Origin of the sequence: Vibrio sp. 10N.261.55.A10 (assembly GCF_041470825.1) — a bacterium.
Taxonomy (GTDB): Bacteria; Pseudomonadota; Gammaproteobacteria; order Enterobacterales; family Vibrionaceae; genus Vibrio; species Vibrio crassostreae_C.
Genome location: NZ_JBFRNC010000030.1, coordinates 170690 through 185407 on the forward strand (window position 1 = coordinate 170690; position 14718 = coordinate 185407).

Below are 14718 nucleotides of genomic sequence, written 5' to 3' on the forward strand. Positions count from 1 at the left end.
GTGGTATGTGAGCATAAAAAAGAGCGCCTTGGTGGGCGCTCTTTTCGTTGGTTTATATGGCTATTAATCTAATTGGTCGCTAGTAGCCTAATTAGTCGCTAGCAACTGGCCGTATCGCTCTAGGTTACTCAGTCGAATCTCTGAGTTCGCAATAAATGTTGCTTTTGCTTTACCGGTTAACGACTTAGATTGAGGCAATTTCACGGTACGCGCATTTTTATGTACGCCATTAACCAAGAATTCATAGTGTAAGTGCGGGCCAGTCACACGGCCTGTACCGCCCAAAGTACCAATGGTTTGGCCTTGTTTTACGCGCTGACCAGTTTTCACCATACGTCGTTTCATGTGCAGGTATTTGGTGATGTAGGTGTTGCTGTGGCGGATGAACACGTAGTTACCATTGAATTGGTTGTAACCGGATTTCTGAACGATACCGTCACCAGCCGCCCAGATAGGCGTGCCAACAGGGGCTGCGTAGTCAGTGCCGCGGTGAGCTCGAACCTTACCGGTTACTGGGTGTCTCCTGGTAGGATTAAAGTTTGATGTTACGCGACGAAAATCAATTGGTGAGCGCAAGAACGCTTTCTTCATTGCTCGACCATTTTCATCGAAGTAGTTGCCGCTCTTATCATCCAATACCGCGGTAAATGAATCGCCTTGGTTTTTGAATACGGCTGCCATGATCTTACCGCGACCAACCACTTCACCTTCAACCACTTTCTCTTGGTATAAGATTTTGAAGCTGTCGTTCTTACGAATATCTAACGCAAAGTCGATATCCCAACCGAAGATGCCCGCCAGTTCCATAATTTGGTTTGCGGTTAAACCTGCGCTTACGCCAGCGTTCCAGAAGTTAGAGGTGATGTTGGCTTCGGCATAATTGTATTGATAGGCCACTTCTTTTTTGTCGAAACTTGATGAGAAAGAATCGCCAGACTTAGTGATCTTGAAGCTTTCAAATGCACTAAGTTGTCGTTTTAACTGAATAAGGTCGTTGTTTTCATCGAAGCCGAACTGCAAGACATCGCCAGGTCTTAGATTAGACAGCTGCTTCTTAATATCATCATTGGTATTGAGTAGCGTGATCAGCAGGCGGTATGAGAGGCCAATACGTTCAAATAAAACAGAGGTGCTTTCGCCAGAGCGAACGGTGTATTTCTCCCAATTGAGCACTGCCGTCGGTGGAGCGTCACTTGAGCTAATAAGCGCAGAGGCATTGATAGTCAGTGGGTAATGTTTTCCCACAACTAAAGCGCCCGAATCGTCACGCAAACTGTTGACGTCGGGGAGTAAGAAAATCGCGACGAAAATTATGGCACTAAAAAATGCGATAAAAGCCCGGTGCAAAATAGGAAGGCGTGCAAAAATAGACAACATGTTCCGGTTCGTTCTGTAAATATTATGAAAATCGACGACGGAATAGTGTAACTGGTTTCAAAATACATCGCTATTCAAGTAAGATGTCTAATTAATGTATTTTTGCCAAATCTGTGGGAGTGAACAAGAATGGCGAGTATTGAAGCTGCACTAGCCGAGATCAAACGTGGCGTAGAAGAACTGATTCCAGAAGACGAACTGATTGCAAAACTAAAAGAAGGTCGTCCTTTACGCATTAAGCTGGGTGCCGATCCAACAGCTCCAGATATCCACCTAGGCCATACGGTTATCTTTAACAAGCTTCGTGCTTTCCAAGAGCTTGGTCATGAAGTGACATTCCTTATCGGTGATTTCACTGCAATGGTTGGTGACCCATCAGGTAAAAACTCAACACGTCCACCGCTAAGCCGCGAAGACGTATTGAAGAATGCTGAAACTTACAAAGAGCAAGTATTCAAGATTCTAGATCCTGCGAAGACGCAAATTCGTTTCAACTCTGAATGGCTATCTGAGCTTGGCGCTGAAGGCATGATTCGTCTTGCTTCTAACCAAACTGTTGCTCGTATGCTTGAGCGTGATGACTTCAAAAAGCGTTATGCTGGTGGTCAACCGATCGCAATCCACGAATTCATGTACCCACTTCTACAAGGTCACGACTCTGTTGCACTAGAGAGCGACGTTGAGCTTGGCGGTACTGACCAGAAGTTTAACCTTCTAATGGGTCGTGAACTGCAAAAAGCGGCAGGTCAGAAACCACAAGCGGTACTGATGATGCCACTACTTGTTGGTCTAGACGGCGTTAAGAAGATGTCTAAGTCTGCGCATAACTACATCGGTATTAGCGAAGCACCAAGCGAGATGTTTGGTAAGATCATGTCTATCTCTGACGATCTAATGTGGAGCTACTACGAGCTGCTGTCTTTCCGTCCTCTTGAAGAAGTTGCGGAACTGAAAGCTGGCGTTGATGCAGGTAAGAACCCGCGTGACGTTAAAGTGCTTCTTGCTAAAGAGATCATCGCTCGTTTCCACAGTGAAGCAGATGCTGAAGCCGCTGAGCAAGAGTTCGTTAACCGTTTTGCTAAGAACCAAGTTCCTGATGAAATGCCGGAGTTTGAATTCGAAGCAGGCCTGCCAATTGCGAACGTTCTAAAAGAAGCGGGTCTTGTAAACTCGACTTCTGATGCGATGCGTATGATCAAGCAAGGCGCTGCTAAGCTTGAAGGCGAGAAGATTGAAGACAGCAAATTCGTGCCTGAAGCAGGTACTGCCGTTTACCAAGTAGGTAAGCGTAAGTTTGCTCGTATTACTATTAAGTAATAATGCACATCAATAATTGAACCAAAGGCATCCACGGATGCCTTTTTTATTGACTTAAAATTGACGAAACTTTGAAACGCCTATTGCTACACTATGCGCGCTGTCAAATTGACAGTAATTCTGGAGATTTTTATGAACAATACCGACCATCCTCCTAGTTTGAATGGAGAAGAATAACCTGTCTCGGTATTGATCTATTGTCCTGCCGTTCAGGTAGGGTATCTTTGTTTTCCCCCGCATTCTTTTCCACACACTAGATTCTAACAAGTAGACACACCAGTGCTTTAAGCTCTTGGTGCGCTCAGTTATATGCTTTATGTATCGAGTTCTACGCTCTTGGTGTACACCGCTTTATGTTTGTGAAGTACTTACTGTAGGCTACTTGTTTTGATGGTCGTTACCTTTGCCAATCGGGAGATTCGCCATGACGGTAATGAACAACACTTTTTTATCTATTGAAGCTCTGTACTCAGAGCAAGACATCCAAGCTGTATCGAATGCATTTCAACAGTACGGACGTGAACAACAAATTAATCTTTTGAATCGAATGCCGCTCGAAGATGCGGTGCTAGTGCTGGGGCAATGCTCTTTGAGTACGATTCAGACTTTACTTAGTGAGTTAGAAGAGCAGGGCTTTGAGAAGCGCTCTCGACATCTAGCTCACCAACTAGGGCTGATCTACTCAGAGGTAGAACCTCAGCAAGGCTATCTTTCTACAGGTGTCATGAGCCACGTTAGGCAGCGTATCGGTTGGATTATTGCGTTAGCACTATTGGGAATCGTCTCAGGGCTTATCATTGCTCAGTATGAAGACATTCTCAGTCAGTTGGTACTTTTGGCAATCTACATGCCGGTAATTGCTGCTGCTGGTGGTAACACCGGAACACAAGCCGCGACTTTGGTGATTAGAGCCTTAGCCACAGGTGAGTTGAAAAAACGCCAATGGGCTAACGTTCTGTGGAAAGAGTTTAGAGTTGCAATTTGTCTAGCTCTAGCGATTGCCGTAGTGATGATTGGGCGTATTTTACTATTCAGTGAAAACCAATCGACAGGTGGCTATGACATCAACATGATTGCGTTAGCGATTGCGGTAGCGCTATTCATTCAGGTGACCATATCAACTGTGCTCGGCGGCGGATTACCGATAGTTGCTAGGTTATTTAAGCTTGATCCAGCGGTGTTAGTAAGTCCAGTACTTGCATCGATAGTGGATATCTCAGGAATGTGGATCTACTTCACTGTGGTGAACTCATTTTTAGGAATTGCTTAGCTCTTATAAAAATGGGCACCTATAAAAATAGTTAAATACATCTGAGAAATAAAAATGGCGCTGAAGATTTAAGGTCTTCAGCGCCATTTTTATTGTTTGAGTAGAAGTTTACACAGAGCTAAGCATTACTTAGATTTGCTTTGTGTTTGACTGAACTCGACCACATCTTTGTAGAAAGCACGCTCAAACTGGGTGATAGGGGCTTCCACTGGTTTGTCTGGATCTTGTTCTTCAGGGAAGTAATCACGGACAAATTGTACAAACAGAGAGTTTGGTTTTCCCGCTTTATCTAATCCGTATCCCGCCATGTTGTAACTGCCGTATAGAGAACCACTTTTTGCGATAATGTTGCCTTGAATCGGCGCTTTTCTCATGCTTTGTCGGTATTTGAGCGTTCCATCAGTGCCAGATGTAGGCATAGCCTCAATCAGGTTGAGCTGTTGATCGTTTTCCCAGATATAACGAAGCACCTGTGCCATGGTTTGCGACCTCATTCGGTTATTTCTGGATAGCCCTGAACCATCGACGAGCTGCGCCTTGCTGAGGTCAATATTAGCCTTGGTCAGCAGTATCTGTTTTATTGCTTCAGTGCCGTTATTGAAGCTGCCCGGTTGAACATAAAATGTTGCTCCTAGCGTTTTAGTTAGATTATCTGCGATAAGGTTATCTGACTTCTTGAGCATGATATCGAGCAGTTCAGGAAGCTTTTCTGAGTTGTGACTAGCGACTAACGTGGTTTTGTCTGCTTGCGCTTTTTTACCAATAATCACATCACCTTTTACTTCTATTTTCAGTTCTTTGAGAAGCGATGTAACGACTTGATAGGTGTAAAGTTCTGGATTTTGAATCGCGAACTTGAGTGGCAGTGGCTTTTTACGCTCAACCAAGCAACCAGAGAGCTTGTAAGCGTTATCTGGTGTCGTGATGAGCTCCAAGTCGCATTGTGTTGCCTTCTGCCCAGAGCGAGTTACCGTGGCAGCGGTGGTCGTCACGTCTATCGGATAGTGAGCGGGAATATAAACGCGTGTCGCACCATTATCTTTTGTATAAATAGAGGCTTGTGCGCAGTTGCTGTCTAAGGTCATTGTACTAGAAGGCGCGCTGTAACAAACGCCTAGAATGTCCCAAGGCCACCCCACCGCTCGCTGATAGCCCGTAAAAGTCGAGTTATCGAGGTATAAGTTGCCTTTGATGGTTCTTGATTGAGACTTAGCGTATTGAGCCAAAAGGCTTTTAAGCTGTTCTCGTTGCAGCGTTGGGTCGCCACTAAATGAAATGATAGAGTCATTACCAGAACGAACAATGCTGGTCGTGTAGTGAAAGTCATCCCCTAACTCCAACTTAGCCGCCAAAGCTGTCACCAGCTTCAAAGTACTGGCGGGTGGATAGAAGCCATCACTATTGGAATTCAGTTTGTTTGAATCGCCTTTCAGGGATTCCAAAATTACACTGGTGCTACTGCCATCAGGCAGTTTATCTAGAGGGGGGTAAGCGAAAGCGTTAACTGAGAAAGCGCTAATGGAAAAACTACATACCAGTAGTGTGGATAGAAGGCGCATAGAAGATTTCTTGGATGGCTGATGTTTTCAGTATACAGATATAAAAAACGCCCGCTAGATAGCGGGCGTTTTGATTCTCAATTAACTAATTAATCAATTAGATAATCAGAATTAGAAGTCGTAACGTAGACCTAGAGCTAGCTCGTCTTCAGCGTCTGCTTTAGATGCAGTACCGTTACCCAAACCTACAGTGCCAATTGTGTCATTTTCACTGATTAGGTTGAAGTTGTACGAGATGTACGTACGGAAGTTCGGCTTGAAGTAGTAAGTCGCATCGATTGCAACGTTGTCAGCTGAAGTTTCACCGTCAGTTTCTGCGTTGTTGTACGTTAGTGTGAATGCAGTTTTTTCTAGTGTGTATGCTGCTGCGAATTCGTAACCAGTGTAATCACCGTTATCTTTCGCTAGCTCACCGTCTGTGAACGTACCAGCAAAGTATAGAGCTTCAGTGCGGTAAGAAGCCGCTAGCATGTATTCGTTTTGCTCGTCTTGATCAGCGTAACCAGCACCTAGCTTAAAGCCAGAGTCGCCGATTGAGTAGATACCAGATAGAGAGTAGCCATCTTCGTTGTTGTCAGTGAAGTCGCCTGCTGCAGTTTCAGAACGGTCAGCGAAACGGTAGCTTGCTTTAACTGCTAGGTCTTGGAATTCACCTTTGTAAGAAAGCATGTTGTCTGTACGGTCAGCCGCTGCAATTTTGTATGCCGCTGAGTTACCGTGGTAAGACATGATATCGGTAAAGTCTGTGATAACGCCTAGCGCACCGTCGTTTTTACCGTAAGTTACTTCACCGAATGTACCGCCGATACCAGCGTATGTGTAACGGTGATCGATAGAATCAGCATCGCCTTCGTAGTCGTTTGCGTTGTATTCTGCTTCGTAGAAACCAACGCCGTATAGGCCGTCTTGGATTTCAACTTTACCTAGGAAGTTAAGACGTACACGAGTGTTGTCTTGTGCTTTGCCATCTTTTAGAGATAGGCGAGCTTCCGCACGACCACCGATTTCTAGAGAAGTGCCGTTTGAGCTGTATACAGAAGTACCGGCAATATCACCAGCTTGTTTACCGTCGGCTGCCACTGCGTTAGTAGCAAGAGCTGCAGCAGATACAGCAAGCGCGATCATAGTCTTGTTCATGTTATTATTTCCTAATTACTGTCCATAGAAGTTTTATTAAGGATTTGAACCCTTTTGTGTATTGCCTGTATTAATCAGGCTTCATAATCATGATTAGAACAGAAGTCTGAAAATGCCAGTGCAATCCATGGGTTACTTTTTACCTCTAAAGTTCCATGGTCAGTTAGTAAAATGATATAAAACTAAAAAATGAACACTGTTTTATTATATCTTTTTTGTTTAAGTGGTTGTTTTTGAGTGTATTTTATAAGAGTGTGATCTGTGTTTATTTTGTTTGTTTTTTGTTTTTTTAGGTATTTAGCTCTCCACTTATTGATGGGGAGGTTATTATTCATTTTTGTGATGTCTGTAATTTAGACCTAGATAAAGCTTTTATAACGCAAAGTGGAATAAAGGTGATTTAGCCATAAAGTTTGTTTACACTAAGCCAAATCGTTTTGTTTCTATCACCCAATAAATACGTTGGGTGTATTTATGTTGGCCAAAGAAAGCTTTGGCATAGAGGTAAAAAATGGAAAAGGTTCCAATGACAGTACGTGGCGCTCAGCAGCTACGTGACGAATTAGATCGCCTACTTAAGCTACGCCCTGTTATCTCAGCAGCTATTGGTGAAGCACGTGAACTAGGTGACCTGAAAGAGAATGCTGAATACCACGCCGCTCGTGAAGAGCAGGGTATTTGTGAAGCTCAGATCCGTGATATTGAATATAAGCTATCACTGGCTCAGATCATCGATGTAACGCAAATGGATAATACGGGCAAGATTATCTTTGGTACGACAGTGACACTGATTGATGTGGATACCGATGATGAGTTCCGCTACCAAATCGTTTCAGAAGACGAAGCAGACATCAAAACGGGTCGCATTTCTGTGAAATCGCCAATTGCTCGCGGTCTTATCGGTAAAATGGAAGGCGACGAAGTCATGATCTCTACCCCTGGTGGTGACAAAGACTTCGAAATCGACAAAGTAGAATATATCTAATTGAATTTTCTTTGTTTCTGATAAGTAAAAAGGTCGCTAAATGCGACCTTTTTCGTTTCTCACGCTATACTAAAAGATAAGCGCTGTGGCTTCCTATTAGTGAAGTTAGCTTATATCAAACTCGCTTATTTACGTGGAATCTCGATTTTACGTGCTTCTGACTGGCGGAACAGTACTAGAACTTTACCGATAGTCTGTACTTTCTCAGCTTTAGTTTCACGTACAATTGCATCGATAATCAGTTGCTTAGTCTCACGGTCTTCTGATGCAACTTTAATCTTGATCAGTTCGTGGTGGTCTAGAGCTAATTCGATTTCCGCTAGAACAGCTTCAGTAAGTCCATTTGCGCCCATTAGCACAACAGGTTTTAAACTGTGAGCTAGGCCCTTTAGATGCTGCTTTTGTTTGGTACTTAGGTTCATTACGCGGCCAATTTTCTTTACTATTAGGGTTGAAAAAACCTATTTTAACGCCATCTAAAGCTGAAGACTATAATTTATTCAGCAATTAGTACTTTCCTCCAATTTAGGTATCCAATGAGCAAACAGAAACACTCGGCCAGTTCAGGCCGTTGGTTGAAGGAACACTTCGACGACAAGTACGCAAATGAAGCAAGAAAGAAAGGCTATCGTTCACGTGCTTATTTCAAAATGGAAGAGATTCAAACGAAAGATAAATTGCTGTCTCCTGGGATGACCATTGTGGATTTGGGTGCAGCACCTGGCGGTTGGTCTCAATATGCTGCTAAGATTGTTGGAGACAACGGACAAATCATTGCGTGTGACTTGTTACCAATGGATCCGATTGCTGGTGTTAGCTTTTTACAAGGCGATTTCCGCGAAGAAGCTGTGCTAGATGCCTTGTTGGAACGTATACAACCAAACATGGTTGATGTCGTGATGTCAGATATGGCACCTAATATAGCAGGCAACAATTCTGTGGATCAGCCAAGAGCTATGTATTTAGTTGAATTAGCTTTGGATATGTGTCGACAAGTTCTAGCTACCAATGGTAGTTTTGTTGTAAAAGTATTCCAAGGCGAAGGGTTTGACCAATACGTTAAGGACGTCCGCGAGATGTTTAAAACAGTAAAAGTTAGAAAACCCGACTCTTCTCGAGCTCGATCTCGTGAAGTGTTTATCGTAGCCACTGGTTACAAAGGTTAACGATTCTCTTCCAAGAGTGAGAGTTAACAACATGGCTACAGGTTACAAACTGTAGTACCCTACCTTTAATTACAATTAGTTATCGAGAGGCTTACACCTTGAGTGACATGGCAAAAAATTTAATTCTGTGGCTTGTTATCGCGGTAGTGTTGATGTCGGTATTCCAGAGCTTCGGCCCTGGGGAAAGTAACGGCAGAGCAGTAGATTACACCACGTTTGTACAGGAAGTTGGCCAAGGCCAGATTCAAGACGCACAGTTCAATAACAGCGAAATCACTTTCACACGTCGTGGTGGTGGTTCTAAGTATGTAACTTACATGCCTGTTTATGATCAAAAGCTACTTGATGACTTAATTAATCAAAACGTAAAAGTTCAGGGTACACCACCTGAAGAGCAGAGCCTGCTTGGCACTATCTTCATCTCATGGTTCCCAATGATCTTACTGATTGGTGTATGGATTTTCTTCATGCGTCAAATGCAAGGCGGCGGCGGCGGTAAAGGCGCGATGTCTTTCGGTAAGAGTAAAGCTCGAATGATGAGCGAAGAACAAATCAAAACCATGTTTGCTGATGTTGCTGGTTGTGACGAAGCAAAAGAAGACGTGAAAGAGCTTGTGGACTACCTTCGTGACCCAAGCCGCTTCCAAAAGCTAGGTGGTAAGATCCCGACAGGTATCCTGTTGGTTGGTCCTCCTGGTACGGGTAAAACATTGCTTGCAAAAGCGATTGCCGGTGAAGCGAAAGTACCGTTCTTTACTATCTCTGGTTCTGACTTCGTTGAAATGTTTGTTGGTGTTGGTGCATCTCGTGTGCGTGACATGTTCGAACAAGCGAAGAAAGCGGCACCTTGTATCATCTTTATCGATGAAATTGATGCTGTAGGTCGTCAACGTGGCGCTGGTGTTGGTGGTGGTCACGATGAACGTGAACAAACACTGAACCAAATGTTGGTTGAGATGGATGGTTTCGAAGGTAACGAAGGTATTATCGTTATCGCTGCGACTAACCGTCCAGACGTACTAGACCCTGCATTACTTCGTCCTGGTCGTTTTGACCGTCAAGTTGTGGTTGGTCTACCGGATGTACGTGGTCGTGAACAGATTCTTAAAGTACACATGCGTAAAGTGCCACTATCAGGTGATGTTGAACCGTCGCTGATCGCTCGTGGTACTCCAGGCTTCTCTGGTGCAGATCTTGCGAACCTTGTGAACGAAGCGGCGCTATTTGCTGCTCGTGGTAACAAGCGCAATGTATCTATGGTTGAGTTTGAACTTGCGAAAGACAAAATTATGATGGGTGCAGAGCGCCGTTCAATGGTTATGTCTGAAGAAGTGAAAGAGTCAACGGCTTACCACGAAGCGGGTCACGCAATTGTTGGTCGTTTGGTACCTGAACACGATCCAGTGTACAAGGTGTCAATCATTCCACGTGGTCGTGCGCTTGGTGTAACCATGTACTTGCCAGAGCAAGATCGTGTGAGCATGTCTCGCCAACATCTAGAGTCTATGATTTCTAGCCTGTACGGTGGTCGTCTTGCTGAAGAACTTATTTACGGTAAAGACAAAGTGTCAACTGGTGCGTCTAACGATATCGAACGTGCAACTGATATTGCTCGTAAGATGGTTACGCAGTGGGGCTTCTCTGAGAAATTGGGTCCTCTTCTTTACGCAGAAGAAGAAGGTGAAGTTTTCCTAGGTCGCGGCATGAGCCAAGCTAAGCACGTTTCTGATGACACGACTAAGCTTATCGATGAAGAGATTCGTATCCTTATCGACCGTAACTACGATAGAGCTAAGAAGATTCTTGAAGATAACATGGATATCATGCATTCGATGAAAGACGCTCTAATGAAGTTCGAAACGATCGATGCAGGTCAAATTGATGACTTGATGGAGCGTAAGCAAGAGATTCGTGATCCAGCTGGTTGGGGTGATCAGGTAAAAGCTGAACCTACAAAGGAAGAAGCAAAACCTGAAGCTAAGGCAGAAGAAGCTAAAGCGGAACCAAAAGCTGAAGAGTCGAAAGTTGAAGAAGTTAAATCTGAAACAGATGATGCTCAAAACAAAGATTCTTAATCGCTAAGTTATAAATTAAAACCCTGAGTACGCTCAGGGTTTTTCTGTTTCTAGCCCTAGATGTTTTTACCTTTAAGACCCACCTTCCATGATATTAAAAGCACATAATAAAACGCTCGTTTTAGACCGCCCACATGTGATGGGTATCCTCAATGTTACGCCTGACTCTTTCTCTGATGGCGGAAAATTCAATTCATTAGATAATGCTTTACTGCAAGCAGAGCGAATGATTCAAGCTGGTGTTAGCATTATTGACATTGGTGGTGAATCAACTCGCCCGGGAGCGCCTGACGTTCCTTTAGAAGAAGAGCTCGCTCGCGTTATTCCTGCCATTAAAGCAATTCGCGCTAAGTTTGATGTGTGGATCTCCATTGATACCAGTAAAGCTGAAGTGATGCGCCAAGCCGTTGAAGCGGGGGCTGATTTGATCAATGATGTGCGCGCACTGCAAGAGCCCGGAGCTTTAGAAGCGGCCGCCGATGCTAATGTGCCCGTTTGCCTGATGCACATGAAAGGTCAGCCAAGAACCATGCAAGCTAACCCTAATTACGATGATGTCCTAATGGATGTTGAAGCGTTCTTAAAAGAAAGGGTGGAGGCTTGTGAGGCTGTTGGTATATCAAAAGATCAGCTGATTCTGGATCCTGGTTTTGGTTTTGGTAAAACCATTGAGCATAATTACCACCTATTAGCGCACCTTGAAAAGTTTCATTCGTTAGGCTTACCTGTTTTAGCGGGGATGTCGAGAAAATCGATGATCTTTAAATTGCTAGACAAGGTTCCGGCCGACTGCATGGTCGCAAGCGTCACTTGCGCGACGATTGCCGCGATGAAAGGCGCACAAATTATTCGCGTTCATGATGTCGAGGAGACACTGGAAGCGATGAAAATAATCGAAGTGATGAACAACAATCACTAAATATAATTAAGGAAAATCACTATGTCTGATAAAAGACGTTATTTCGGCACAGATGGTGTGCGTGGCAAAGTAGGCCAGTACCCGATTACACCTGATTTTGTTCTGAAGCTTGGCTGGGCTGCGGGTCGTGTTCTTGCGAAGCAAGGCACAAAGAAAGTCATCATTGGTAAAGATACTCGTATCTCTGGTTACATGCTTGAGTCAGCGCTAGAAGCTGGCCTTGCTGCTGCTGGTCTTCAGGCTACGTTTACTGGCCCAATGCCAACACCTGCTGTGGCTTACCTAACTCAAACCTTCCGCGCTGAAGCCGGTATTGTTATCTCTGCATCACACAACCCATACTACGATAACGGTATCAAGTTCTTCTCTTCTGAGGGAACAAAACTGCCGGACGATATCGAGTTGGCAATTGAAGCAGAGTTGGATAAAGACATCGAATGTGTTGATTCTTCAGAGCTAGGTAAAGCAGTACGTTTGAACGATGCGGCTGGCCGTTACATCGAGTTCTGTAAAAGTACGTTCCCACATAAAATGACATTAGCTGGCATGAAGATCGTTATCGATTGTGCACATGGTGCGACTTACCACATTGCGCCTGCTGTATTTAAAGAACTGGGTGCTGAGGTCGTTGCGATTGGTGTTGAGCCAAACGGTACTAACATCAACCACGAAGTCGGTGCGACGGATGTACGTGCTCTGCAAGCAAAAGTGCTTGAAGAAAAAGCGGCATTAGGTCTTGGCTTTGATGGTGATGGTGACCGTATCATCATGGTTGACGAGCTAGGCAACAAAGTTGATGGCGACCAAATCGCTTACATTATTGCTCGTGATGCACTGCGTCGCGGTGAGTTGAAAGGCGGCGTTGTTGGTACACTAATGACCAACCTGGGTATGGAAAACGGCCTTAAGCAGTTAGGTATTCCGTTTGTACGTGCTGCTGTTGGTGACCGTTACGTAATGGAACAGCTTCTTGCTAAAGGCTGGAAGATCGGCGCTGAAAACTCGGGGCACGTTATCCTACTAGATAAAGTGACGACGGGTGATGCTATCGTTGCTGCTCTGCAAGTTTTGGCTTCAGTTGTTGATAGCGAAATGACACTGAATGAGTTGTCTCAGGGCATGACGTTGTACCCTCAAGTTCTAGAAAACGTTCGTTTCAGCGGAGATTCAAACCCACTAGAAGCCGAAGCGGTAAAAGCAGCGGTTGTTGAAGTAGAAGCAGAGCTTGGCGAGAAAGGCCGTGTACTATTACGCAAGTCTGGTACCGAGCCACTACTGCGTGTCATGGTTGAAGGCGAAGATGCAGAGCTTGTTCAAGCATCAGCGCTTAAGATTGCAGATGCAGTAAAAGCAAACTGCTAATTTAACCTTTTACTTAGCTGGCGCAGCGAATAGCGCCTGTGATTAGAAGTGGTTGACTTATATCACGGTCAAAAGAGACGTAAATGAGTTTTGTGTCGCTTTTGACCTTTTTTTGACCATTCACTTGGTGAAGGCTTATTTTTTAGCAAATTCTCCTTGTCAGCCATCGTCGCATTCGCTAGTATTGCTCGGCCTTCAGTTAGGAGGTCGCTAGCCTTGTTCTTAAAAATAGTTTTTTGAACGGCGCTGGCTCAACAATTAGGAACATAGGTGGAAAAATGTTTACAGTTCTACTTGTGATTTACCTGTTGGCAGCGCTTGGTGTAATTGGCCTAGTGTTGATTCAACAAGGTAAAGGCGCAGATATGGGAGCCTCTTTCGGTGCTGGCGCTTCAAACACTGTGTTTGGTGCTGGTGGCTCAGGAAATTTCCTTACCCGAATGACTGCAATTTTTGCAACTACATTTTTTATCCTTAGCTTAGTGCTTGGTAATATGTCTACACATAAAACTGAGTCACAATGGATTGACCCGACCCAAGGTCAGGTGATTCAACAAGCTGATGATGCAGTGAGTGAAGTTCCGGCGCAAGGCGACGAAATTCCACAATAATCTGTAAAGATTTGATGCCGAGATGGTGAAATTGGTAGACACGCTAGCATGAGGTGCTAGTGCCTTAGGGTGTGAGGGTTCGAGTCCCTCTCTCGGCACCATGTTTACAAACTTGTAAAACATCTTGTTGGGCGTATAATGCTCGCAAGTCGGACGCGGGATGGAGCAGTTTGGTAGCTCGTCGGGCTCATAACCCGAAGGTCGTCGGTTCAAATCCGGCTCCCGCAACCAATTTCAATGCTATTATATAGCTTGTATTGGTAGCAAGTTTGCACAGTGTGAACCTCACTGTGAGTTAGGTGCGATATCGAATGTGATGGCACTTAACATATAAGGGTCCAGCAACAAAAACCCCGGCTTATACGGGGTTTTTTGTTATCTAAGCATTTGTAAATGTATTTAGATAATGTTTGCTTGGAATTTAAATTGGGCTTTGAGCCCTTTTTTTGTTTCTGGAGTGGTTAAATGACTGGTTTAGAAAGACAACTTACTGAAATGCTTGACGCTCCAGTAGCAGCATCAGGTTATGAGTTAGTTGGATTAGAATTTATTCGTGCTGGTGAGCACTCAACGCTACGTATTTACATCGATTCACCAAACGGTATCAATGTAGATGATTGCGCTGAAGTTAGCCACCAAGTAAGTGCCGTAATGGACGTTGAAGATCCAATTTCAGTGGCTTATAACCTTGAAGTGTCTTCACCAGGTTTAGAGAGACCACTGTTCAAAGCAGAGCATTACCAACAATTTATTGGTCACGAGGTAAGCATCGTTTTGAAAATGGCTGTCGGCAACCGTCGTAAATGGAAAGGTGATATCCAATCTATCGAAGGCGAGACAGTGAAAGTATTGGTTGAAGGACAAGAAGAAGAATTCGTCCTGAGCAATATTGCGAAAGCTAACCTGATCCCTAAATTTTAGTTCTCCTAGAGAGAAGAGC

General features: G+C 44.3%; 13 protein-coding genes and 2 tRNA genes. 11 read left to right on the plus strand and 4 right to left on the minus strand.

The features are described from left to right. Nucleotides 1-87 precede the first annotated feature (87 nt). Nucleotides 88-1377: a peptidoglycan DD-metalloendopeptidase family protein gene (locus tag AB4274_RS10475; RefSeq protein ID WP_102557008.1), complete on the minus strand. Its 1290-nt coding sequence runs from the start codon at nt 1375-1377 to the stop codon at nt 88-90. Nucleotides 1378-1506: 129 nt separating this feature from the next. Here AB4274_RS10475 and tyrS point away from each other — a divergent pair, with 129 nt between their 5' ends. Both tyrS and AB4274_RS10485 read left to right on the plus strand, forming a co-directional pair. Further along, entirely contained in the window at nt 1507-2694 is a 1188-nt protein-coding gene (gene tyrS / locus AB4274_RS10480; RefSeq protein ID WP_017059402.1) for a tyrosine--tRNA ligase, read from the plus strand. Between the two features lie 424 nt (nt 2695-3118). Continuing rightward, on the plus strand, nt 3119-3964 hold the full coding sequence (locus AB4274_RS10485; RefSeq protein WP_017068902.1) for a magnesium transporter: 846 nt from the start codon (nt 3119-3121) through the stop codon (nt 3962-3964). Nucleotides 3965-4089: 125 nt separating this feature from the next. Here the strand turns inward: AB4274_RS10485 and dacB are convergent, their stop codons facing one another. Beyond that, nucleotides 4090-5523 carry a serine-type D-Ala-D-Ala carboxypeptidase gene (gene dacB, locus AB4274_RS10490; RefSeq protein WP_372111977.1) on the minus strand — a complete coding sequence of 478 codons (1434 nt, stop codon included), beginning with the start codon at nt 5521-5523 and terminating at the stop codon, nt 4090-4092. A gap of 111 nt (nt 5524-5634) precedes the next feature. Further along, nucleotides 5635-6660 carry a porin gene (locus tag AB4274_RS10495; protein ID WP_372074589.1) on the minus strand — a complete coding sequence of 342 codons (1026 nt, stop codon included), beginning with the start codon at nt 6658-6660 and terminating at the stop codon, nt 5635-5637. A gap of 511 nt (nt 6661-7171) precedes the next feature. Here AB4274_RS10495 and greA point away from each other — a divergent pair. Then, nucleotides 7172-7645: a transcription elongation factor GreA gene (gene greA, locus AB4274_RS10500; protein WP_017059397.1), complete on the plus strand. Its 474-nt coding sequence runs from the start codon at nt 7172-7174 to the stop codon at nt 7643-7645. Between the two features lie 125 nt (nt 7646-7770). Here greA and yhbY read toward each other — a convergent pair whose 3' ends face one another. Further along, the gene (gene yhbY / locus AB4274_RS10505) at nt 7771-8067 is read right to left on the minus strand and encodes a ribosome assembly RNA-binding protein YhbY (RefSeq protein WP_004738252.1); all 297 of its coding nucleotides are present in this window, start codon (nt 8065-8067) and stop codon (nt 7771-7773) included. Nucleotides 8068-8181: 114 nt separating this feature from the next. Here yhbY and rlmE point away from each other — a divergent pair, with 114 nt between their 5' ends. From rlmE to rimP, 8 genes are all read left to right on the plus strand, one after another. After that, nucleotides 8182-8811: a 23S rRNA (uridine(2552)-2'-O)-methyltransferase RlmE gene (gene rlmE / locus AB4274_RS10510; RefSeq protein WP_017059396.1), complete on the plus strand. Its 630-nt coding sequence runs from the start codon at nt 8182-8184 to the stop codon at nt 8809-8811. A gap of 107 nt (nt 8812-8918) precedes the next feature. After that, nucleotides 8919-10886 carry an ATP-dependent zinc metalloprotease FtsH gene (ftsH, locus tag AB4274_RS10515; protein ID WP_017068905.1) on the plus strand — a complete coding sequence of 656 codons (1968 nt, stop codon included), beginning with the start codon at nt 8919-8921 and terminating at the stop codon, nt 10884-10886. 88 nt (nt 10887-10974) lie between these two features. Continuing rightward, nucleotides 10975-11805 (plus strand): dihydropteroate synthase, encoded by an 831-nt coding sequence (gene folP / locus AB4274_RS10520; RefSeq protein ID WP_102393175.1) that lies wholly within the window; start codon nt 10975-10977, stop codon nt 11803-11805. A gap of 21 nt (nt 11806-11826) precedes the next feature. Further along, complete coding sequence (gene glmM / locus AB4274_RS10525; RefSeq protein WP_017059393.1) at nt 11827-13167, plus strand: phosphoglucosamine mutase; 1341 nt, start codon at nt 11827-11829, stop codon at nt 13165-13167. Nucleotides 13168-13445: 278 nt separating this feature from the next. Then, nucleotides 13446-13778: a preprotein translocase subunit SecG gene (gene secG, locus AB4274_RS10530; RefSeq protein WP_017059392.1), complete on the plus strand. Its 333-nt coding sequence runs from the start codon at nt 13446-13448 to the stop codon at nt 13776-13778. Between the two features lie 16 nt (nt 13779-13794). Further along, a tRNA-Leu gene (locus AB4274_RS10535) sits at nt 13795-13879 on the plus strand. Nucleotides 13880-13932: 53 nt separating this feature from the next. Beyond that, nucleotides 13933-14009: transfer RNA gene (locus tag AB4274_RS10540), tRNA-Met, on the plus strand. A gap of 234 nt (nt 14010-14243) precedes the next feature. Then, entirely contained in the window at nt 14244-14699 is a 456-nt protein-coding gene (gene rimP / locus AB4274_RS10545) for a ribosome maturation factor RimP (RefSeq protein ID WP_004738265.1), read from the plus strand. The last annotated feature ends 19 nt before the right edge of the window (nt 14700-14718 follow it).

Bases quoted from the DNA above. Each gene is read 5' to 3' on its own strand.
- AB4274_RS10475 (WP_102557008.1), bottom strand. From the start codon at position 1,377: ATGTTGTCTATTTTTGCACGCCTTCCTATTTTGCACCGGGCTTTTATC.
- secG (WP_017059392.1), top strand. From the start codon at position 13,446: ATGTTTACAGTTCTACTTGTGATTTACCTGTTGGCAGCGCTTGGTGTA.
- tyrS (WP_017059402.1), top strand. From the start codon at position 1,507: ATGGCGAGTATTGAAGCTGCACTAGCCGAGATCAAACGTGGCGTAGAA.
- dacB (WP_372111977.1), bottom strand. From the start codon at position 5,523: ATGCGCCTTCTATCCACACTACTGGTATGTAGTTTTTCCATTAGCGCT.
- folP (WP_102393175.1), top strand. From the start codon at position 10,975: ATGATATTAAAAGCACATAATAAAACGCTCGTTTTAGACCGCCCACAT.
- AB4274_RS10495 (WP_372074589.1), bottom strand. From the start codon at position 6,660: ATGAACAAGACTATGATCGCGCTTGCTGTATCTGCTGCAGCTCTTGCT.
- rimP (WP_004738265.1), top strand. From the start codon at position 14,244: ATGACTGGTTTAGAAAGACAACTTACTGAAATGCTTGACGCTCCAGTA.
- rlmE (WP_017059396.1), top strand. From the start codon at position 8,182: ATGAGCAAACAGAAACACTCGGCCAGTTCAGGCCGTTGGTTGAAGGAA.
- greA (WP_017059397.1), top strand. From the start codon at position 7,172: ATGGAAAAGGTTCCAATGACAGTACGTGGCGCTCAGCAGCTACGTGAC.
- ftsH (WP_017068905.1), top strand. From the start codon at position 8,919: ATGGCAAAAAATTTAATTCTGTGGCTTGTTATCGCGGTAGTGTTGATG.
- glmM (WP_017059393.1), top strand. From the start codon at position 11,827: ATGTCTGATAAAAGACGTTATTTCGGCACAGATGGTGTGCGTGGCAAA.
- AB4274_RS10485 (WP_017068902.1), top strand. From the start codon at position 3,119: ATGACGGTAATGAACAACACTTTTTTATCTATTGAAGCTCTGTACTCA.
- yhbY (WP_004738252.1), bottom strand. From the start codon at position 8,067: ATGAACCTAAGTACCAAACAAAAGCAGCATCTAAAGGGCCTAGCTCAC.